Raw genomic sequence first — 20,975 nt, 5'->3', positions numbered from 1 at the left:
TCAGAGGAGGGCGAACTGCCCCTCCGGGCCCTCCTCCTGATGGTCCAGCACGGACGCCGGCCGCCGCGCGGCGGCCGGCACCGGCAGCACCCCGGCCGCCCGCAGCTCGGCCGCGCCGATCACCCCGGCCGGGGCATCCGCCCGGGGCGCGGCCTCCGCGTGATCCCCGGCCTCCGCATCATCCCCGGCCCCCTCCGGCGCGGGATCCGTCAGCAGGGCCAGCGTCGTGATCAGCCCCAGCAGCTCGGACGTCCACTGCTGCGGCCACTGCGCGGGCCCCAGCGCCGCCAGCCCCTCCCCGTCCCGGTGGGCGGTTCGGGCGGCGAACCAGCGCTCCAGCACCCGCCCCCCGCCCGCCTCGAACTCCCAGACCTCCGGCGGCACCGGCGAGACCACCCCGGAACCCAACCGCAGCTCCGCCGCCTCCGCCTCGTACGCCAGCGCCGCCGGCCGGGGCGGCACCGCAGCCCGTACGTAAGGCCGCCGGCCGCCCGGCAGCTTCGGCGCCTCCCCGCCCCGCGCCCCTGCAAGCTGCACCCGCAGCAGCCGGTGCCCGCGCGCCAGCCCGGCCCGCCACTGCGCCCCGTCCGCCGGCAGCGGCACCACCGCGCCCCGCGGCCCGGGCCGCGCCTCGGCCAGCACCCACGACAGCAGGTCCTCCGGGGTCACCCAGCACCGGTAGCGCTCGCCCAGCAGATCGAGGAGCCCCGGGGCCACGTTCGGCTCCGCCCCGCCCGGCCGCCGGTGCAGTGGCCGGATCCGGCCCGTACGCCCCGCCGGCAGCAGGGCCGTGGCCACCAGCGGAACCGCGGGCGAGCCGCTCTCCACCAGGAACACCTGCTGCTCGTCCCACACCCGCCACAGCTCCGGCCGGGCGGAGTCGATCAGCCGGTGGTCCGGCAGCAGCCACTGCGCGTCGAAGGGGTCGGCCAGCACCCGCACCGGCTCCGGGCAGGCGCCGGGAGCCTGCGCGAACCGGGCCGTGGAAGTGCGCTGCCCGGGCAGCGCGGCCGCCCCGCTGTGCGGAGTGCGGGCCCGGGTGGGCCGGAACAGCTCCTCGCGCTGCGCGCCCTCGGCCGCCGTCAGCGCCGTCCAGCGGTCCCGCAGCGTACGGGGATCCGGGGCGAGCACCCAGGCCCTGCCCAGCCGCAGCGGGGCCACCGACCACGGGAACACGTCGTCCAGCAGAGGCAGGTCATCGCTCACCGCACGCATGCTAGAGCTTCCCGTACGGCCGCACACAGAGCCCGGGCCGCTTCCCGGCCGACGCGCTAGGCTCCAGAGAGGGGGCGCATGCAGCGACCGAGGAGGCGGCATGAGCCAGTACGACGAATACACGACCCCGTCACAGGCCGAGGGCGAACGTCTCGACGAGGACATGGACGAGAAGGAACGCGGGCAGCGGCAGCACCCGCAGACCATGCGGACCACCCCCTCCCAGGCCGAGGGCGAGCGCGGCGCCGAGGACGAGAAGGGCTGACCGCCCGGGTGCGCCTTCCGCGCGCGCTCAGTGCGCGTCGACCGTCACCGTGAAGGAGAACCGGTCGCCCCGGTAGCGGATCCGGGCCACGTCCACCACCCGGCCGTCCTCGTCGTACGTGACGCCCGTGTAGTGCAGGATCGGGCTGAGCAGCGGCACGTCGAGCAGGTCCGCCGTGGCCGGGTCCGCGAGCCGCGCCTCCACCGTGTCGGTGATGCGGCTGATCTTCACCCCCACCACGTCCCGGAGCACCTTCGTCATCGGCCACCGCTCCAGGTCGGCGAGGTCGACTCCGGCGGCCAGCTCGGGCAGGACCGCGTTCTCCGCCCAGTTCGTGGGCTCCCCGGTCTTCCCGTCCCGCCGCAGCCGCCGGTACGTGACCACCTCGGCGGCGTCCGGGAAGTACGGGGTCAGCTCCCCGGGCACCGGCCCCCGCTCCTGCCCCAGCACCGTCGTCCGCTCGCCCGACTGCTGGGCCACGATCGCGTCGACCGAGCCCAGCAGCCGCACCGGAGCCCCGCGCCGGGCCCCCGGCTCGATGAAGGTGCCGCGCCGCCGGTGGCGGGTGATCAGCCCCTCCTCCTCCAGCTCCTTGAGCGCCTGCCGCATCGTGAGGACGCTCACCCCGTAGTGCTCGGCGAGCCGCTCCTCGGTGGGCAGCCGCAGCGAGGCGTCCGGGGTGCGGCCCAGTATCGAGGCGCGCAGGGACTGCGAGACCTGGTACCAGAGCGGCAGCTTCCGGTTCAGGACCACTGAGTCGGGGGCGAAGGCGGTCACGGGCAGATCTCCGTACGGGCGGGGCGACGTGCAGGAACTCTAGGCCCTCTACGCGCGGAAGTGGCGCTCCAGGCCCTGCCAGACCTGGTCGTACTCCCGCTGGAGGTGCTCGGCGGAAGCGGCCTGGGCGGTCGCGGTGATGGGCCAGCGGGTCTCGAACATGAAGGCCAGGCCGTCGTCGATCTTCTGCGGCTTGAGCTCGGCGGCGCTGGCCTTGTCGAAGGTCTCCCGGTCCGGTCCGTGCGCCGACATCATGTTGTGCAGCGAGCCGCCGCCCGGCACGAAGCCCTCCGCCTTGGCGTCGTACGCGCCCTCGATGAGGCCCATGTACTCGCTCATCACGTTGCGGTGGAAGTAGGGCGGCCGGAAGGTGTCCTCGCCGACCAGCCAGCGCGGGGCGAAGACCACGAAGTCCACCCCGGCCAGGCCGGGGGTGTCGGACGGGGAGGTCAGCACCGTGAAGATCGACGGGTCCGGGTGGTCGTAGCTGATGGTGCCGATCACGTTGAAGCGGCTCAGGTCGTACACGTAGGGGACGTGCGTGCCGTGCCAGGCGACCACGTCGAGGGGGGAGTGGGCGTAGGTGGCGGTCCAGAGGTTCCCGCAGAACTTGTTGACCACCTCCACCGGGCCCTCGACGTCCTCGTACGCGGCCACGGGGGCCTGGAAGTCGCGGGCCGCCGCCAGGCCGTTGGCGCCGATCGGGCCGAGGCCGGGCAGCTCGAAGGGCTGGCCGTAGTTCTCGCACACGTAGCCGCGGGCGGTGCTGTCGAGCAGCTCCACGCGGAAGCGGACCCCGCGCGGGATCAGGGCGATGTGGCCGGGCTCCGCCCGCAGCAGGCCGAACTCGGTGCGCAGCAGCAGGCCGCCGCGCTCCGGGACGATGAGCAGCTCGCCGTCGGAGCTGCTGAACACCCGCTCCATCGAGGCGTTGGCGGAGTAGAGGTGGACCGCCATGCCGGTGCGCTGGGCGGCGTCGCCGTTGCCGCCGAGGGTCCACAGCCCGGCCAGGAAGTCCGTACCCGGAGCCGGGTCCGGAAGCGGGTTCCAGCGCAGCCGGTTGGGGTCCGGCACGGTCTCGGTGAAGGGCGCGGTCCGCACGTTGCCGTTGTCGGTGCGCACGAAGGCCGGGTGGGCGGCCGAGGGGCGGATCCGGTAGAGCCAGGAGCGGCGGTTGTGGGTGCGCGGCTCGGTGAAGGCGCTGCCGCTGAGCTGCTCGGCGTACAGGCCCAGGGGGGCCTGCTGCGGGGAGTTCCGGCCGATGGGGAGGGCTCCGGGGACCGCCTCCGAGCTGTGCTCGTTGCCGAAGCCGGTGAGGTACGCCAGCCCCTCCGCCGTCTTCCTGGCCTGCTCGTTGCCGCCGCTCATCTGCCCGCTCCCGCTCTGCCGAAGGAATCCTATGCCTGACAGTAGGATTCCGCGGCCCGTTCCGTCAACGGTGCCCGGTGGGGCCCGGAACGGGGGCCGGCGGTCGGGGCGGCGGGGGCTTGCCGGAAGTCCGTGCGATTCGGGGGTGCAGAGGGGGCTCTCAAAAGGTGAACATTGCTCTACTCTCTCGCGCATGTCGTGGATCCGCAGGCTCCCTGCCGCGCCGGCGGCGCTCTCCGCCGTCCTCTCCGCCCTCCTCGCCGTACTCGCGCTGACGGCCGCCGCACCCGCGGCCCAGGCCCACGAGGAGCGGCCCGTCACCTTCCCCGACGGCTCCGGCAGCGTCCCCGTCCACCGCGCCGGGGAGCCGGACCTGATCGTCTGCAAGACCGACCGGGCCGCCTTCGAACGCCGCATCGCCGGCTTCCCCGACGCCCTCCGGCGCCGCAACCTCGACCTCTTCGGCCGCTGCCTCAAGCAGGGCTACCGCCACCTCCAGCAGGCGGTGGACGCGGTGGACCGGCCGGGCATGAACATCGCGATCCTCCCCGGCCTCTACGAGGAGGAGCCCTCGCTCCCGAAGCCCACCGGCGCCTGCGCCCGCCTCAAGGCCCCGAACTCCTCCTTCGGCTACCAGATCCTCAGCTACGAGCAGCAGCTCCAGTGCCGCCACAACCAGAACCTCGTCGCCATCCTCGGCAAGACCGACCTGCAGATCGAAGGCACCGGAGCCTCCCGGCTCGACGTGGTGATCGACGCCAAATACCAGAAGCTCAACGGCATACGCGCGGACAGGTCGAACGGCATCTACTTCCGCAACTTCACCGCGCAGCGCACCACCTTCAACTCGCTGTACGTCCTGGCCGGCGACGGGTTCGTCATCGACGACGTCCTCACCCGCTGGAACGACGAGTACGGCTTCCTGACCTTCGCCAGCGACCACGGCCTCTACAAGAACTGCGAGTCCTACGGCAACGGCGACTCCGGCATCTACCCGGGCAGCGCCTCGAACATCAACGACGGCCGCGGCTACGACGTCCCCCGCCACTCGATCGAGATCACGGGCTGCCGCAGCCACCACAACATGGTCGGCTACTCGGGCACCGCCGGGGACTCCGTCTGGGTCCACGACAACGAGTTCGACCAGAACATGGGCGGCGCCTCCATGGACAGCGCCTTCCCCGGCCACCCGGGACTCCCGCAGAACCACGCCCGGTTCGAGCGCAACCTCATCCACGACAACAACCAGGACTACTACCGGTACGTCGCCGACGGCACCTGCTCCAAGCCGCCGGCCGCCCGCGGCTACGAGCAGGGCGTGGTCTGCCCGCAGATCTCCATGCCGCCGGGCACCGGCATCATCACCGCCGGCGGCAACTGGAACATCTACGAGAAGAACTGGGTGTACGGACACCGGCGCGCGGGCTTCTTCCTCAGCGCCGTCCCCGCCTTCATCCGCGGGGAGGAGGCCTGGTCCAAGCAGGCCGACACCTCCCACCACAACCGGTACGCGGGCAACGTCATGGGCCGCGACCGGGCCGGCGCCTCCCGCCCCAACGGCATGGACGTCTGGTGGGACGGCCAGGGCCGGGGCAACTGCTGGCAGGACGGACCCGACGGCTCCACCCCGGGCACCCTGCCGCAGTGCGGCGAGCGCCGCGGGGACCTCACCGGCGGCTCCTCCCGCCTCGCCGGCGAGCCCGTCAAACTCGTCCAGCTGCTGGTCTGCGCCGACTACAACGTCCAGGCCCGCAGGCTCCCCGCCGGCTGCGACTGGTACGGCGCCCGCGGCCTGGAGCGCGTCGAGACCCAGATCGCCCTGGCCACCGCGGCCGTCCTCGCCCTCGTCGGCGGCGTCCTGTGGTGGCGCCGGCTGCGGCGCAGCCGCCTCGGCACCGCCGGCCTCCTGGCCGGCGTGGCCGGGCTGGCCCTCGACGTGGCCGGCTCCACCCTGCCGCTCCTCCACACCCCCGTCCCCGCCCTCGCCCTGCTCCTCATGGGCGCCGGCTGGATCCTGACCGGCCTCGCGCTGCGCCCCGCCCGCCCCTGGCTGGCCCGCACCACCCTCGCCCTGGGCGCCCTGACCCTGCTGGACGCCTTCGACAAGGCGGTCCTCATGATCCCCTGGATCCCCCTCGGCCCCGCCTGGTTCCGCGCCCTCCTGACCATCCCCTGGCTCCTGTGGACCGTCGCCGCCGCCGCCCGCCCCACCCCCGACCCGGACACGACCCCCGGCCCGGACACGACCCCCGATCCGGACACCACCCCCGGCCCGGACACGACCCCCGGCCCGGACACGACCCCCGATCCGGACACCACCCCCGGCCCCACCCCCGCCCCCCACTCCGCAACCGGGGGTGCGGCGGCATGACCCCGACGCCCGTCCCCCCGGCCACCCCCCACCCCCCCGCCCCCCATCCCCCCGCCCCCCTCCCTCCGACCACACCGACGCCCCCTGTCCCGCCAACCGTCCCGGGGTCGCACGAGGCCCGCCCGGCAGCGCGCCGTGCGCGGGCAGGCCGGGGTCACCCCCGGCGCGGGAGCCGCGGGGGTGTGGACGGCGGCGGTCCGGTCGGCGGGCCGCCGCCGCGGCGGCGCGGTGCGGTGCGGCGGGCGGCCGGGGTGCTCGGGGCCGTCCTGCTCCTGGCGGCGGCGGGCACGGCGTGCGGGGGGCGGGCCACCACGCACCACAAACCCGGCACCAGCCACGAACAGGCCTCCGGCGCCGTCGGCACCCTGACCGGAACCGACGATGGGACGGGCCACCGGCTCCGGGAGGTCCCGGCCGCGGGCGCACCGAAGGTGACGCTCGCGGTCCGCCCCGACAGCGAGGACGGGTGGAACCTCCACCTCTCCGTCCAGGGCTTCCGCTTCACCCCGGACAGCACCGGCGGCGCGGCCCTGCCCGGCGCCGGCCACGCCCACCTCGCCCTCGACGGCCGCAAACTGGCCCGGCTGTACGGGCCCTGGTTCCACCTGCCGGCCGCGCAGGTGCCCCCGGGCACGCACACCCTGACCGTCCGCCTGTACGCCGACGACCACACCGCCTGGGCGGTGTCCGGCCGGCCCGTCGAGGCCACCGCCCGGCTGACGGCGACCCCGGCCACCGGCTCCGGAACCACCGGCGGCCACTCCCACGGCACGGGAACCGGCCCCGGCGAGGGTTCCGGCCCCCCCGCCCCCGGGAGCCCCACGGCCTCCGCACCCCCGCAGCCCGCCGGGTCCGCCGGTCCCGACGGGGGCGAGGAGGGCGAAGGGGCCGACCAGACCGTCACGGTCGCGATCCGCGACGGACGGGTCACCCCGCCCCCCGGCCGCGTCGAGCTCAAACGCGGCCAGAAGCTCGCCCTCCGGGTCACCAGCGACCGGGCCGACACCCTGCACGTCCACGGCTACGACAAGGAGCTGGACCTCCCCGCCGGAGAGCCGGCCACCCTGCTCCTCACCCTGGACCGCACCGGGCTCTTCGAGGTGGAAACCCACGAGTCGGGCCTCGTACTGACCCAGCTCCTGGTCCGGTGACCCCCCTCGTGCCGCCCGCGGCCGCCGGGACCCCGCCCGCCACCACCGTGCTCGCCCACGGCGTCGGCTCCCAGCACGACCTGCCCATCTCTCCCTTCTACGCGTTCGCCGGGGCGTTCACCGCCCTGTTCGTGTCCTTCCTCGCGCTCGGTCTGCTCTGGTCCACCTCCCGTTTCCACGGCGACCGCTCCGGCCGCCCGCTCCCCGAGGCCGTACAGCGCCTCGCCGACGCGCCCGCCACGCGCCGTGCGCTGCGCCTGCCCGGTGCGGCCGCAGCCCTCGCCGTGCTCCTGTTCCTCCTCCTCGGCCCCGACGATCCGGACCGCAATCCCGGACCCGGCGCCGTCTACGTACTCCTGTGGGTCGGTCTCGTCCCGGCCTCCCTCCTCCTCGGCCCCGTCTGGCGCCTCCTCAACCCCCTGCGCACCCTGCACCTCCTGATCTGCCGCGTCCGCCGCCGTACCCCCGACCGCCCACTGCCGGCCCGCCTCGGCATGTGGCCGGCCGCCGCCGGACTCCTCGCCTTCACCTGGCTCGAACTCGTCTCACCCGATCCCGCATCGACCACCTCCCTCCTGATCGCCCTCACCGTCCACACCGCCGTCCAGCTCGCCGGCGCCGCCCGCTTCGGCACCCGCTGGTTCGACCACGCCGACCCGTTCGAGGCGTACTCGGCCCTCCTCGCCCGCCTCTCCCCGCTGGGCCGCCGCGCCGACGGCCGCCTCGTGGTCCGCAACCCCTTCGACGGCCTCGACGCCACCCCCGAACTGCCCGGTCTCGTCGCCGCCGTCTGCGTACTCCTCGGATCCACCGCCTACGACGGCTTCTCCGACCACCCCGCCTGGATCAACGCCGTCCAGACCTCCCCCCTGGGCCGCACCCCCGCGGCCACCCTCGGACTCCTCGGCTCCGTCCTCCTCGTCGCCGTCCTCTACTGCCTCAGCGCCGCCGCCACCCGCCTGCTGTCCGGCGCCCTTCCCCACCCCCTCACGGCCTTCGCGCACTCACTCCTGCCGATCGCACTCGGCTATCTGACCGCGCACTACTTCTCCCTCTTCGTGACCGAAGGGCCACGCACGGTCATGGTGGCACTCGGCACTGACAACGCCCTCCCACCCGCTCCGCCACTGGGTCCCGGCGGCCTCGCCGCCCTCCAGGTGACCGCCGTCGTGGCGGGACACGTCCTCGGCGTGGTCGCCGCCCACGACCGCTCCGTACGCCTCTTCCCGCCGGCCCGGGCCCTTGCCGGGCAGCTGCCCCTGCTCCTCCTGATGATCACGTACACGGTCGGGGGGCTCGCCCTCCTGCTGAACTGAGGACCGGCATGATGGACCCTGTGTCCCCCGCCAACCACCTCCGCCGCGCACCCGTCCAGCAGCGCAGTGCCGAACGCCTCGCGCGGATCCTCGACGCCTGCGCCGAGTGCCTCGACGAGACCGGCTACGAGAACCTGAGCACCCGCGCCGTCGCCGTCCGCGCCGGCGTGCCCATCGGATCCGTCTACCGCTTCTTCGGCAACAAGCGGGCGATGGCCGACGCCCTCGCGCACCGCAACCTCGACCGGTACGCGGAGGCCATCGCCGGGCGGCTGGCCGCGCTGCCCGAGGCCGACTGGCGGCCCGCCGTGGACGCGGTCCTGGACGAGTACCTGGCGATGAAGCGCTCGGTACCCGGCTTCGGCCTGGTCGACTTCGGGGTGCCGGCGCCCCCGGAAAGCGCGGCGGCGGACGCCAACCGCCTCGTCGCCGCCCGGCTCACCGAGCTGCTCTGCAGCCACCTCGGGCGGACCCCCGACGAGGGCCTGCACCGGGGCGTCCTGGTCGCCGTCGAAGCCACCGACGCACTGCTCCAGCTCGCCTTCCGGTACGAGCCCTCCGGGGATCCCGAGCTGATCGGCGAGACGCGGGCGATGATGCACGCCTACCTGGCGCGGTTCCTGGACTGACGGCGCCGGCCGCGGCCCCGACGCGCCCGGGCCGTGGCGGGCATCCGCCGCCCCGGCCCCTCCCCGGCGTGCCTACCGGTCGGTATGCTCGAGGCGCTCGCGTGCACCGCCCGCCGCCGCCCCCGTGGAGGACCCGTGTCCGAAGCCCCCGCCACCCGCACCGCCCTGCGCATCTGCCCGCTCTGCGAAGCCACCTGCGGACTCAGCCTCACCATCCGGGGCTCCGAGGTCACCGGCGCCCGCGGGGACCGTGAGGACGTGTTCAGCCGCGGATTCATCTGCCCCAAGGGAGCCGCCTTCGGCGCGCTCGACGCGGACCCCGACCGGCTTGCCACCCCGCTCGTACGCCGCGACGGCCGGCTGCGGCCCGCCTCGTGGGACGAGGCCTTCGACGCCGTCGCCGCGGCCCTGCCCCCGCTCACCCGCGAGCACGGACCGGACGCGGTGGGAGTGGTGCTCGGCAACCCCAACGTGCACACCATGGCCGGCGCCCTCTACCCCGGGCTGCTGCTGCAGGCCCTGCGCACCCGCAACCTGTTCACCGCCAGCACCCTCGACCAGATGCCCAAGCACGTCTCCAGCGGACTGCTCTTCGGCGACCCGCAGGCCATCCCCGTGCCCGACCTCGACCGCACCGACTTCCTGCTGCTGCTCGGGGCCAACCCGGTCGAGTCCAACGGCAGCCTGTGCACCGCGCCCGACTTCCCCGGCCGCCTCAAGGCCCTGCGCGCCCGCGGCGGAACCCTCGTCGTCGTGGACCCGCGCCGCACCCGCACCGCCCGGCTCGCCGACCGGCACTTGGCACCCCGCCCGGGCACCGACGCCCTGCTGCTCGCCGCGCTGGCCCAGATGCTGATCGAGGAGAAGCTCACCTCGCTCGGAGCCCTGGAAGAACACGTCGAGGGATTCGGGGAACTCTCCGACGCACTCCGCACGTTCACCCCGCAGGCCGTCGCACCGGCCTGCGACCTGCCGGCCGAGGAGATCCGCAGCCTCGCCCGGCAGCTGGCCGCGGCCCGCTCCGCGGCCGTGTACGGGCGCATCGGCAGCTGCACCGTCGAGTTCGGCACCCTCGCCAACTGGCTGGTCGACGTGCTCAACATCCTCACCGGGAACCTCGACCGGCCCGGCGGTGCCATGTTCCCCCTGTCCGCCACCGGCCCGCGGCTCCGCCCCGCCGGACCGGGCAAGGGCTTCGCCCTCGGCCGCTGGCACAGCCGGGTCAGCGGCCACCCCGAGGCCAAGAGCGAACTCCCGGTGGCCGCACTCGCCGAGGAGATCGAGACCCCGGGGGAGGGGCGGATCAGAGCGGTGATCGCCATCGCCGCCAACCCCGTGCTGTCCGCCCCCGACGGACGGCGGCTCGACGCTGCCCTGGCGGGCCTGGACTTCATGGTCAGCGTGGACCCGTACCTCAACGAGACCTCGCGCCACGCGCACGTGGTGCTGCCCCCGCCGCCGCCCGCCCAGAGCGCCCACTTCGACTTCGCCTTCAACGGCTTCGCCGTCCGCAACCAGGTCCGCTACACCCGCCCGGCCGTCCCGCTCCGCGACGGGCTGCTCGAAGAGTGCGAGATCCACGCCCGCCTGATCCTCGCCGCGAGCGGGCTCCACGGCACCGACCCCGCGGCCGTGGACCGTACGGCCATCGGCGCGGCCCTCGCCAAGGCCGTGGCCGACCCGCACTCCCCGCTGCACGGACAGGACCCCGAGGCCCTCGCCGCCCGGCTCGCCGGAGGCAGCGGTCCGGAGCGCCGGCTCGACCTGATGCTGCGCACGGGTCCGTACGGGGACCAGTTCGGGCTGTCCGGAGAAGCCGGGCCGGACGCGCTCGGGCTGGAACGGCTGCTCGCCCACCCGCACGGCATCGACCTCGGCCCGCTGCAACCCCGGCTGCCCGGGCTGCTCCGGACCCGCAGCGGCCGGATCGAACTCCTGCCCGCGCCCCTCGCTGCCGAACTGCCCCGGCTGCGCCGGTCGCTGGAGGAGCGGCGGGACGGGTTCGTCCTCGTCGGACGCCGGCACCTGCGCTCCAACAACAGCTGGATGCACAACGTGCCCGCCCTCGCCGGCGGGTCCAACCGCTGCACCCTTCAGGTCCACCCCGAGGACGCGGCCCGGCTCGGGATCGCCGACGGTGCCCCGGTCCGCGTCACCGGGGACGGCGGCAGCCTGGAGGTGCCGGCCGAGGTCACCGACACGGTGCGCACCGGTGTGGTCAGCCTGCCGCACGGCTGGGGCCACGACCGGCCCGGCACCCGGCTGGCGGTGGCCGCCCTCCGGCCCGGGGTGAACGTGAACCAGCTGCTCGACGGCAGCCGCCTGGACCCGCTGTCGGGCACCGCCGTGCTCAACGGCTTCCCGGTGGCCCTGACACCCGTGCCCTGACCCCCCGGGCCTGACACGCCCTGGCACCCCCGCCCTGAGCTGGGCTTTTGCTCGTATTGCTCGCAGGTTCACATCTTGTTAACGCATCCGGCCGGGACCTACGTTCGTCCGGACCGCCGGGCCTGGAGCCCTCTGGGGCGGATCCAAGGGCGAACGTGAGGTTCCTTCCATGCTGACCATTCTCGGCTTCGCGATGATCGCGACCTTCCTGGTCCTGATCATGATGAAGAAGATGTCGCCGATCGCGGCACTCGTACTGATCCCCGCCCTGTTCTGCGTGTTCGCAGGCCAGGGCGCCCAGCTCGGCGACTACGTGATCGAGGGCGTCGGGAAGCTCGCTCCCACGGCCGCGATGCTGATGTTCGCCATCGTCTACTTCGGCCTCATGATCGACGTGGGGCTCTTCGACCCGATCGTGCGGGGCATCCTGCGGTTCTGCAAGGCGGACCCGATGCGGGTCGTGGTCGGCACCGCGGTCCTGGCCGCGATCGTCTCCCTCGACGGCGACGGCTCCACCACCTTCATGATCACGGTCTCCGCGATGTACCCGCTCTACAAGCGGCTCGGGCTGAGCCTCGTGGTCATGACGGGCGTGGCCGCCACGGCCAACGGCGTCATGAACACCCTGCCCTGGGGCGGCCCGACCGCCCGCGCCGCGACCGCGCTCAAGCTCGACGCCGCCGACATCTTCGTCCCGATGATCCCGGCCCTGGCCGTCGGCCTGCTCTTCGTCTTCGGGCTCGCCTACGTCCTGGGCCTGCGCGAGCGCAAGCGGGTGGGCAGCCTCGTCCTCCCGGACGACGAGGCCGGCGAGGAGCGCGTCCTCGTCGCGACCGCCGGTTCCTCCGACCCGTCCGACGCCGCCGAGGGCGCCGGGGCCTCCGGCACCTCCCTCGTCCCCGGGGGCGGCGGGGCCCAGGGCGGCACCGGCACCGCCACCGGCGCTTCCCCCGACACCTCCGACACCTCCGACACCTCCGGCACCTCCGACACCGGGGACGGCGGGCTCCAGGGGCTGGACCCGCACCGGGCCACCCTGCGGCCGCGGCTCTACTGGTTCAACGCCGGGCTGACCCTGCTGCTGCTCACTGCCATGATCATGGAGCTGCTGCCCATCCCCGTCCTCTTCCTGCTCGGCGCCGCCCTCGCGCTGACGGTCAACTTCCCCCACATGAGCGAGCAGAAGGCCCGCATCGCCGCGCATTCCGAGAACGTGCTCAACGTGGCCGGCATGGTCTTCGCGGCCGCGGTCTTCACCGGGGTGCTCAGCGGCACCGGCATGGTCAAGGACATGGCCGACTGGCTCGTCGGCGCCATCCCCGAGGGCATGGGCCCGCACATGGCGCTGGTCACCGGCCTGCTGAGCCTCCCGCTCACCTACTTCATGTCCAACGACGGCTTCTACTTCGGCGTCCTGCCCGTCCTCGCCGAGGCCGGCGCCGCCCACGGGGTCTCCTCCCTGGAGATCGCCCGCGCCTCGCTGGTCGGCCAGGCCCTCCACATGTCGAGCCCGCTGGTCCCGGCCGTGTACGTGCTCGTCGGCATGGCCAAGGTCGAGTTCGGCGACCACACCCGCTTCACCGTGAAGTGGGCGGCACTCACCTCCCTGGTCGTGCTGGCCGCCGGGATGCTCTTCGGCATCATCTGACGCCCGCCGACGCCCGCCGACGCTTTCCGACGCCCGCCGACGCCCTCCGAGCCCCGCCGACCCGCGGTCCGGGCAACCGGGTCCCCCACCCCGCTCCGGACCGCTCCCCGGGCGCAGCCGCCACGGCGCGGCGGCGCGCCCCGCCCGGTGGCGGCCGCCCCTCCCGGCGGCCGCCACCGGCCGTTTCCGGCCGACCGGAGGGCCGCGCACCCTGGTGGCGGAAAACTATCGTCGCTAGTTTGTAGGGTGGTCGACCAGCGGTTCCATCCGCGGTTCACACCTGGCTCGGGAGGATGCGATGAAGGCCCACGACGGGATGTACATCGGCGGGGACTGGCGGCCCGCCGCCGGCGGCGACACCATCGCCGTGGTCAATCCCGCCACCGAGCAGGTCATCGCCCACGTCCCGGCGGGCACCGCCGAGGACGTCGATGCCGCCGTGCAAGCCGCCCGCAGCGCCTTCCGCGGCTGGGCCGCCACCGCCCCGGCCGAGCGGGCCGCCCGGCTCGCCGCCCTCCGCGACGTGCTCGCCGCCCGCCGCGCGGAGATCGCCGAGACCATCACCGACGAGCTGGGCTCGCCCCGCGGGTTCGCGGAGATGGTGCACGCCGGCGCCCCGATCGCGGTGGCGGGCTCGTACGCCGAGCTGGCCGCCTCGTACGCCTTCGAGGAGCGGATCGGCAATTCCACCGTCTACCTGGAGCCGATCGGCGTCGTCGCCGCCATCACCCCCTGGAACTATCCGCTGCACCAGGTCGTTGCCAAGGTGGCTCCCGCTCTCGCCGCCGGCTGCACGGTCGTCCTCAAGCCCTCCGAGGACACCCCGCTGACCGCCCAGCTGTTCGCGGAGGCGGTCCACGAGGCCGGACTGCCCGCCGGCGTCTTCAACCTGGTCACCGGCACCGGCCCGGTGGCCGGCCAGGCCCTCGCCGAGCACCCGGGCGTGGACCTCGTCTCCTTCACCGGCTCCACCGCCGTGGGCCGCCGCATCGGTGCCCTCGCCGGCGGGGCGGTCAAGCGGGTGGCGCTCGAACTCGGCGGCAAGTCGGCCAACGTGATCCTCCCCGGCGCCGACCTGCCCAAGGCCGTCGGGGCGGGCGTCAACCACGTCCTCAACAACTCGGGCCAGAGCTGCAACGCCCTCACCCGCATGCTCGTCCACCGCGACCAGTACGAGGAGGCCGTCGCTCTCGCCGCCGACGTGGCCGCCCGGGCCGTCGCCGGCGACCCGCGCGACCCCGCCACCCGCCTCGGACCCGTGATCAACGCCAAGCAGCTGGAGCGGGTCCGCGGCTACATCGCCAAGGGCACCGAGGAGGGCGCCCGGCTGGTCGCGGGCGGCGCCGAACCGCCGCACGGCACGGGCTACTTCGTCGCGCCCACCGTCTTCGCCGACGTCACCCCCGACATGGCGATCGCCCAGGAGGAGATCTTCGGCCCGGTCATCGCGATCCTCCCGTACGAGGACGAGGAGGACGCGCTGCGCATCGCCAACGGCACCGACTACGGGCTCGGCGGCGCGGTCTGGGCCGCCGACGACGAGACCGCCGTCGCCTTCGCCCGGCGCATGGACACCGGGCAGGTGGACATCAACGGCGGCCGCTTCAACCCGCTCGCCCCCTTCGGCGGCTACAAGCAGTCGGGCGTGGGGCGCGAGCTGGGCCCGCACGGCCTGGCCGAGTACCTGCACACCAAGTCCCTCCAGTTCTGACCGATCCGGCCGAAGAAGGAGCCCCCGTGGTCCGCGCCGCCGTCCTGCCCGCCGTCGGATCTCCCCTGGAGATAGCCGAGATCGACCTCCCCGAGCCCGGCCCCGGCCAGGTCCGGGTGCGGCTCGCCGCCGCCGGGGTCTGCCACTCCGACCTGTCCCTCACCGACGGCACGATGCGCGTCCCCGTCCCGGCCGTCCTCGGCCACGAGGGCGCCGGCACCGTGGTGTCCGTCGGCGAGGGCGTGAGCCACGTCGCGCCCGGCGACGGGGTCGTGCTCAACTGGGCCCCCTCCTGCGGGACCTGCCACCACTGCGGGATCGGGGAGGTGTGGCTCTGCACCAACGCCCTGACCGGGGTGGGCGCCGTGTACGCGCGCACCGCCGACGGCACCGACCTGCACCCCGGGCTCAACGTGGCCGCCTTCGCCGAGGAGACCGTCGTCGCGGCGAACTGCGTACTGCCCGCCCCCGAGGGCGTCCCGCTCACCGAGGCCGCGCTGCTCGGCTGCGCCGTGCTCACCGGCTACGGGGCCGTGCACCACAACGCGCGGGTGCGTGAGGGGGAGTCGGTGGCGGTGTTCGGCGTGGGCGGGGTGGGCCTGGCGGCCCTGCAGTCCGCGCGCATCGCCGGCGCGGGCCCGGTGGTGGCCGTCGACGTCTCCCCGGCCAAGGAGGAACTCGCCCGGGCCGCCGGGGCCACCGAGTTCGTCCTCGCCTCCGAGACCACGGCCAAGGAGGTCCGGGCGCTGACCGGCGGCCGGGGCACCGACGTGGCGATCGAGTGCGTGGGCCGCGCGCAGACCATCCGCACCGCCTGGGACTCCACCCGGCGCGGCGGCCGCACCACCGTCGTCGGCATCGGCGGGAAGGAGCAGCAGGTCTCCTTCCACGCCCTGGAGATCTTCCACTTCGCCCGCACCCTCTCCGGCTGCGTCTACGGCAACTCGGACCCGGCCCGCGACCTCCCGGTCCTCGCCGCCCACATCCGCGAGGGCCGCCTCGACCTGGGAGCCCTGGTCACGGACCGCATCACCCTCGACGGCATCCCCGCCGCGTTCGAGGCGATGCTCGCGGGCAAGGGCGGCCGGTCGCTGGTCGTCTTCTAGCAGCCGAGGGCGCCCCCGGACGGCGGTCGTCGGTACGGGCCCGTCCCGCCGGCCGCCGGCGCCCTCGCCGGGACCCGTACCGCCGGGACCCGTACCGGCGGGACCCGTACCGCCGGGCCGTACCGGCGTGCCACCGGCGGGACCTCGTACGGGCGGGCCGACCCGGTGGGCCACCGGCGGGACCCCGTACCCCCGCGGGCCGCGCGGTGTCAGGCGGCTCCGGGTCCGGGCGCGGGCTCGGGCTCGGGCTCGGCTCCCGGCTCGACGCCGAGGTCGCGGCGCATCGCCGTGCGCATGCTCCTGAGCAGCGCCCACGCCTCCTCGCGCGCCCGCTCCGCCGACTCCGCAGACTCCCCGGGGCCCGGCTCTCCCCGCTCCAGCCGTTTGACCTGCCCGTAGAGCGCGGTGAGGGCCCGGTTGACGGCGGTGGCGCGGGCCAGGACCTCGTCCGGGGCGATCATCATGGCCTCGGAGTACCGGTCGCGGTGGGCCCCCTTGGCCTCGTCGAGCGCGATCCGGTCGGCCTCCCCGGCGCCGCGTTCCCGCACGGCGTGCAGGTGGCTGTTGAGCGCCGTGAGGAACTGGCGTGCCTCCCGGTTGAGTTCCGCGTAGCAGGTGCGCCGCAGGAGCAGGCTCTCGCGCACGTCCTCCTGTTCGCGTATGAGCGCGAGCTCCCGCCGCTTGCCGCGCTCCGCGGCCCGCTGGGTGAGGAGCGACCCGCCCAGGGTGCCGGCCACGCCCGCCACCGCGATGACCACCGATCCGATGTCCACGTTCCCCCGACTCAGCCCTGCTGGAGGGCTTCGAACTGGAGGGCGAGACCGTCGAGGAGGGCGCACAGGCCCGTCTCGAAGGCGCCCTCGTCGATCTCCTGCTGCCGGTCGGCCAGCAGGTGCGCCTGGCCCAGGTGCGGGTAGTCCGCCGGGTCGTATGCCCTGCGGTCGTCCACGAAACCCCGGGCGAACGAGCCCACGGCCGAGCCCAGGATGAAGTACCGCATCAGCGCGCCGATCCGGGTGGCCTGGGCGGGCGGCCAGCCCGCCGCCGTCATCGCCCCGAACACCGCGTCCGCCAGCCGCAGCCCGGCCGGCCGGCGGCCCGGCCCGCGCGCCAGCACGGGCACGATGTTGGGGTGGTCCGCCAGGGCGTTGCGGTACGAGTGCGCCCAGTCGTGCAGGGCCGTCCGCCAGTCCCGGCCGTCGGCCGCCTCGAACATCGACAGGTCCACCCGCGCGCTCACCGCGTCGGCCACCGCTTCCAGGATCTCGTCCTTGGTGCGGAAGTGGTTGTAGAGGGAGGGGCCGCTGACCCCGAGCGCGGCGGCCAGCCGCCGGGTCGAGACCGCCTCCAGCCCCTCGGCGTCCACGAGGGCGCCCGCCGCCTCGACGATGCGGTCTCGGCTCAGGAGGGGCTTGCGCGGTCGGGCCATGCGCCACATAGTAGGGCCTGCCGTCAGAAAACTAGCGCCGCTAATTAACTTGCCGGGCGGACCCGCCGCGCACCCGGCGCACCGACCCGCGAGGTGACCGTGAACCTGGAGCTCAGCGAGGAGCAGACCGCGGTCCGCCGCCTCGCCCGCGATTTCGTCGACCGCGAGGTCGCCCCGTACGCCGCCGACTGGGACCGCGCCGAGAGCGTCGACCGGGGCATCGTGAAGAAGCTCGGCGCGCTCGGCTTCCTCGGGCTGACCGTCCCGGAGGAGTACGGCGGCAGCGGCGGGGACCACCTCGCCTACGCCCTCGTGACCGAGGAGCTCGGCCGCGGGGACTCCGCCGTGCGCGGGATCGTCTCGGTCTCCCTCGGCCTGGTGGCGAAGACGATCGCCGCCTGGGGCGACGAGGAGCAGAAGCGGGAGTGGCTGCCGCGGCTCTGCTCCGGGGCGGCCCTCGGCTGCTTCGGCCTCACCGAACCCGGCACCGGCTCGGACGCGGGGAACCTGAGCACCCGCGCGGTGCGCGAGGGCGGCTCGTACCGGATCACCGGCAGCAAGATGTTCATCACCAACGGCACCTGGGCCGACGTGGTCCTGCTCTTCGCCCGCACCGGTGCGGAGCCCGGCCACCGCGGGGTGTCCGCCTTCCTCGTCCCGGCCGACAGCCCCGGGCTGACCCGCCGCGAGATCCACGGCAAGCTCGGGCTGCGCGGCCAGGCCACCGCCGAGCTCGTCCTGGACGACGTACGGGTGCCCGCCTCCGCCCTGCTCGGGCCCGAGGGCAAGGGCTTCTCGGTGGCCATGTCCGCGCTGGCGAAGGGGCGCATGTCGGTGGCCGCCGGCTGCGTGGGCCTGGCCCAGGCCGCGCTGGACGCGGCCCTGTCGTACGCGACCGGGCGCGAGCAGTTCGGCCGTACGATCGCCCACCACCAGCTGGTGCAGGAGCTGATCGCGGACATCTCGGTGGACGTGGACGCCGCGCGGATGCTCACCTGGCGGGTGGCCGACCTGGTGGACCGGGGCCGGCCCTTCGCCACCGAGGCGTCCACCGCCAAGCTCTTCGCCTCCGAGGCGGCCGTGCGGTGTGCGAGCAACGCCCTCCAGGTGCACGGCGGTTACGGCTACATCGACGAGTACCCGGCCGGCAAGCTGCTGCGCGACGCCCGGGTGATGACCCTGTACGAGGGCACCAGCCAGATCCAGAAGCTGCTCATCGGCCGTGCCCTGACGGGGATTTCGGCCTTCTGAGTACCCGTCGGCGGCCGTCTGAGTACGTGTGCGGATGGGCGGCCGCCCGCTCCCGGCCGATGCTGGGGCCATGAACGAGACACCGGTCAGGCAGCAGAACACGGGGGCGTACTACGGCCAGGCCGTCGCCTCCTTCGCCATCGCGCTCTCCGCGGTCGCCCTCGGGATCTACCACCTGGACGCGGACGCCTGGGTGCGGGCCTTCCTCGGCATCGCCGTCCTCTACCTCACCACCTCGGCCTTCACCCTCGCCAAGGTGATCCGGGACCGGCAGGAGGCCGGGCAGATCGTGCACCGGGTGGACCAGGCCCGGATGGAGAAGATCATGACGGACTACGACCCCTTCCAGCCGAAGCCCGGGGGGCCTGCGGGGTCCGGGGGGCCTGCGGGGCCGGCGCGCTGAGGCGGCGGCCGGGGCGCTGGGCCGGGGGCCGGGGCGCCGAGGGCGGAGGCAACCGGCCGGGGCGCCGAGGGCGGAGGCGCCGGCCGGGAGCGGGTTCCGGACGGGGGAGGCGGTCCCCTGGCGAAGCGGCCTAAGCGCTTGCTCACCCTCCGGTAAGGTGTGCACCCCACGGACGAAGAGGGTGAGCGAGCGATGGACAGCGCGGAGACCGACGGCTACCAGGCGTGGTCGGAGGTCACCCCCGATGCCGCCCGGCGACTGCTCGTCGCCGCCGTGGAGGCCTTCGCCGAGCGCGGCTACCACGCCACCACCACCCGCGACATCGCCGGCCGGGCCGGGATGAGCCCGGCCGCGCTCTACATCCACTACAAGACCAAGGAAGAGCTGCTCCACCGGATCAGCCGGATCGGCCACGACAAGGCCCTGGAGATCCTGGAGACGGCCGCCGACGGCCCCGGCACCGCGGCCGAGCGCCTCGACGCCGCCGTCCGGTCCTTCGTACGGTGGCACGCCGGGCACCACACCACGGCGCGGGTGGTCCAGTACGAGCTCGATGCTCTCGGACCGGAGCACCGCTCCGAAATCGTGGCGCTGCGCCGGCAGAGCGGCGCGGCCGTACGGCGGATCCTCGCCGACGGGGTGCGCAGCGGCGAGTTCGACGTGCCCGACGTGCCCGGCACCACCCTCGCCGTGCTCTCGCTGTGCATCGACGTGGCCCGCTGGTTCAGCACGGCCGGACCGCGCACCCCCGACGAGGTCGGCGCGCTCTACGCGGGCCTCGTCCTGCGGATGGTCGCGGCCCCGGCGGCGGCCGCGGCGCCTCAGAAGTAGTAGCGGGAGACCGCCTCCGCCACGCACACCGGCTTCTCCCCGCCCTCGCGCTCGACCGTGACGGTGGCCGTGACCTGCACCCCGCCGCCGGCGTCCGCGACCTCCGTGATGACCGTCGTGCCGCGCAGGCGCGAGCCGACCGGCACCGGGGCCGGGAAGCGGACCTTGTTCACCCCGTAGTTGAGGCCCATCTTCATGCCCTCGACGCGCATGGTCTGCGGCACCAGGCTGGGCAGCAGCGACAGGGTCAGGTAGCCGTGGGCGATCGTCGAGCCGAAGGGGCCGCCGGCGGCGCGCTCCGGATCCACGTGGATCCACTGGTGGTCCCCGGTGGCGTCGGCGAACAGGTCGATCCGCTTCTGGTCCACCTCCAGCCAGCCGCTGGGGCCGAGCGGTTCGCCGACCGCGGCGCGCAGTTCTTCGGCGGACGTGAAGATCCTCGGCTCGGCCATGCCCTTGCCTCCCAGAGTCGGAATAAGCGCTTGCTCAGCATGGGTGGGGCCGGCGGTCCCTGTCAACGGACCTCGGCGGACCTCGGCGTCAACGGACGTCGGCGTCAACGGACCTCCGCGCGGCGGCCGTCGGAGCGTGCGACTACGCTCGGCCGGGTGCCCCAGATCCCACAGAAGATCAACGAACTCACCGTCGGACAGGTCGCCGCCCGCAGCGGCGCCGCCGTATCGGCCCTCCACTTCTACGAGTCCAAGGGCCTGATCAGCAGCCGCCGCACCGCCGGCAACCAGCGCCGCTACACCAGGGACACGCTGCGCCGGGTCGCCTTCATCCGCGCCGCGCAGCGGGTCGGCATCCCGCTGGCCACCATCGGCGAGGCCCTCGCGAAGCTGCCCGAGGGCCGCACGCCCAACCGGGAGGACTGGGCGGCCCTGTCCGAGGCCTGGCGCACCGAACTCGACCACCGCATCCAGCAGCTCGGCCGGCTGCGCGACCACCTCACGGACTGCATCGGCTGCGGCTGCCTGTCCCTGAAGACGTGCGTCCTGTCCAACCCGGACGACACCTTCGGGCGGCAGCTGACGGGTTCCCGGCTGGGCTGATCGGGGGCCGGGGGCCTGGACCGGCGGGGGGTGGCCGGGAGCGGCGGGGGCGGGGCCGACC

At 74.4% G+C, this 20,975-nt stretch carries 19 protein-coding genes; 13 read left to right on the top strand and 6 right to left on the bottom strand.

The window, feature by feature from the left end:
• A complete protein-coding gene (locus ACZ407_RS11190) occupies positions 1-1,215 on the bottom strand; it encodes a type ISP restriction/modification enzyme (RefSeq protein ID WP_468127458.1) in 1,215 nt (404 codons plus the stop codon).
• A gap of 100 nt (positions 1,216-1,315) precedes the next feature.
• On the opposite strand from ACZ407_RS11190, the gene ACZ407_RS11185 reads away from it, so the two are divergent.
• Positions 1,316-1,480 carry a hypothetical protein gene (locus ACZ407_RS11185; protein ID WP_468127456.1) on the top strand — a complete coding sequence of 55 codons (165 nt, stop codon included), beginning with the start codon at positions 1,316-1,318 and terminating at the stop codon, positions 1,478-1,480.
• A 27-nt stretch (positions 1,481-1,507) separates the two neighbouring features.
• On the opposite strand, the gene ACZ407_RS11180 is transcribed toward ACZ407_RS11185, so the two are convergent.
• Together ACZ407_RS11180 and hmgA are read right to left on the bottom strand one after the other, a co-directional pair.
• Positions 1,508-2,257 carry a GntR family transcriptional regulator gene (locus ACZ407_RS11180; protein WP_468127454.1) on the bottom strand — a complete coding sequence of 250 codons (750 nt, stop codon included), beginning with the start codon at positions 2,255-2,257 and terminating at the stop codon, positions 1,508-1,510.
• Positions 2,258-2,305: 48 nt separating this feature from the next.
• Positions 2,306-3,625 (bottom strand): homogentisate 1,2-dioxygenase, encoded by a 1,320-nt coding sequence (hmgA, locus tag ACZ407_RS11175; protein ID WP_468127453.1) that lies wholly within the window; start codon positions 3,623-3,625, stop codon positions 2,306-2,308.
• 193 nt (positions 3,626-3,818) lie between these two features.
• On the opposite strand from hmgA, the gene ACZ407_RS11170 reads away from it, so the two are divergent.
• The 8 genes from ACZ407_RS11170 (at position 3,819) to ACZ407_RS11135 (ending at position 15,945) form a co-directional block, all read left to right on the top strand.
• Positions 3,819-5,996, top strand: coding sequence for a right-handed parallel beta-helix repeat-containing protein (locus tag ACZ407_RS11170; protein ID WP_468127452.1), 2,178 nt, complete (start codon positions 3,819-3,821; stop codon positions 5,994-5,996).
• A gap of 182 nt (positions 5,997-6,178) precedes the next feature.
• A complete protein-coding gene (locus tag ACZ407_RS11165) occupies positions 6,179-7,147 on the top strand; it encodes a cupredoxin domain-containing protein (protein ID WP_468127451.1) in 969 nt (322 codons plus the stop codon).
• The gene (locus tag ACZ407_RS11160) at positions 7,144-8,463 is read left to right on the top strand and encodes a hypothetical protein (protein ID WP_468127449.1); all 1,320 of its coding nucleotides are present in this window, start codon (positions 7,144-7,146) and stop codon (positions 8,461-8,463) included. Before ACZ407_RS11165 ends, ACZ407_RS11160 begins: the two co-directional genes overlap by 4 nt.
• A gap of 11 nt (positions 8,464-8,474) precedes the next feature.
• Positions 8,475-9,092, top strand: a complete 618-nt coding sequence (locus ACZ407_RS11155) for a TetR/AcrR family transcriptional regulator (RefSeq protein WP_468127587.1) — start codon at positions 8,475-8,477, stop codon at positions 9,090-9,092.
• Positions 9,093-9,176: 84 nt separating this feature from the next.
• On the top strand, positions 9,177-11,480 hold the full coding sequence (locus ACZ407_RS11150; protein WP_468127447.1) for a molybdopterin oxidoreductase family protein: 2,304 nt from the start codon (positions 9,177-9,179) through the stop codon (positions 11,478-11,480).
• A gap of 169 nt (positions 11,481-11,649) precedes the next feature.
• Entirely contained in the window at positions 11,650-13,128 is a 1,479-nt protein-coding gene (locus tag ACZ407_RS11145) for a CitMHS family transporter (protein WP_468127445.1), read from the top strand.
• Positions 13,129-13,426: 298 nt separating this feature from the next.
• The gene (locus ACZ407_RS11140) at positions 13,427-14,839 is read left to right on the top strand and encodes an aldehyde dehydrogenase family protein (RefSeq protein WP_468127443.1); all 1,413 of its coding nucleotides are present in this window, start codon (positions 13,427-13,429) and stop codon (positions 14,837-14,839) included.
• A gap of 26 nt (positions 14,840-14,865) precedes the next feature.
• On the top strand, positions 14,866-15,945 hold the full coding sequence (locus ACZ407_RS11135; protein WP_468127441.1) for a Zn-dependent alcohol dehydrogenase: 1,080 nt from the start codon (positions 14,866-14,868) through the stop codon (positions 15,943-15,945).
• Between the two features lie 209 nt (positions 15,946-16,154).
• Here the strand turns inward: ACZ407_RS11135 and ACZ407_RS11130 are convergent, their stop codons facing one another.
• Positions 16,155-16,718 (bottom strand): hypothetical protein, encoded by a 564-nt coding sequence (locus ACZ407_RS11130; protein ID WP_468127439.1) that lies wholly within the window; start codon positions 16,716-16,718, stop codon positions 16,155-16,157.
• Positions 16,719-16,729: 11 nt separating this feature from the next.
• A complete protein-coding gene (locus ACZ407_RS11125; protein WP_468127437.1) occupies positions 16,730-17,374 on the bottom strand; it encodes a TetR/AcrR family transcriptional regulator in 645 nt (214 codons plus the stop codon).
• Between the two features lie 99 nt (positions 17,375-17,473).
• Between ACZ407_RS11125 and ACZ407_RS11120 the strand changes: the two genes are divergently transcribed.
• The 3 genes from ACZ407_RS11120 to ACZ407_RS11110 all read left to right on the top strand — a co-directional run bounded on the left by ACZ407_RS11120 (position 17,474) and on the right by ACZ407_RS11110 (position 19,859).
• Positions 17,474-18,625, top strand: coding sequence for an acyl-CoA dehydrogenase family protein (locus tag ACZ407_RS11120; protein WP_468127585.1), 1,152 nt, complete (start codon positions 17,474-17,476; stop codon positions 18,623-18,625).
• Between the two features lie 70 nt (positions 18,626-18,695).
• Positions 18,696-19,028 carry a YiaA/YiaB family inner membrane protein gene (locus ACZ407_RS11115; protein WP_468127436.1) on the top strand — a complete coding sequence of 111 codons (333 nt, stop codon included), beginning with the start codon at positions 18,696-18,698 and terminating at the stop codon, positions 19,026-19,028.
• Between the two features lie 192 nt (positions 19,029-19,220).
• Positions 19,221-19,859: a TetR/AcrR family transcriptional regulator gene (locus tag ACZ407_RS11110; protein ID WP_468127435.1), complete on the top strand. Its 639-nt coding sequence runs from the start codon at positions 19,221-19,223 to the stop codon at positions 19,857-19,859.
• Here ACZ407_RS11110 and ACZ407_RS11105 read toward each other — a convergent pair.
• On the bottom strand, positions 19,850-20,311 hold the full coding sequence (locus ACZ407_RS11105; RefSeq protein ID WP_468127433.1) for a MaoC family dehydratase: 462 nt from the start codon (positions 20,309-20,311) through the stop codon (positions 19,850-19,852). The genes ACZ407_RS11110 and ACZ407_RS11105 overlap by 10 nt on opposite strands.
• Positions 20,312-20,467: 156 nt before the next feature.
• Here ACZ407_RS11105 and soxR point away from each other — a divergent pair, with 156 nt between their 5' ends.
• Positions 20,468-20,914, top strand: coding sequence for a redox-sensitive transcriptional activator SoxR (gene soxR, locus ACZ407_RS11100; protein WP_468127431.1), 447 nt, complete (start codon positions 20,468-20,470; stop codon positions 20,912-20,914).
• Positions 20,915-20,975 lie beyond the last annotated feature (61 nt).

Source organism: Streptomyces sp. NPDC030809 (assembly GCF_055572195.1).
This window is presented reverse-complemented; position numbering and strand designations above follow the sequence as displayed.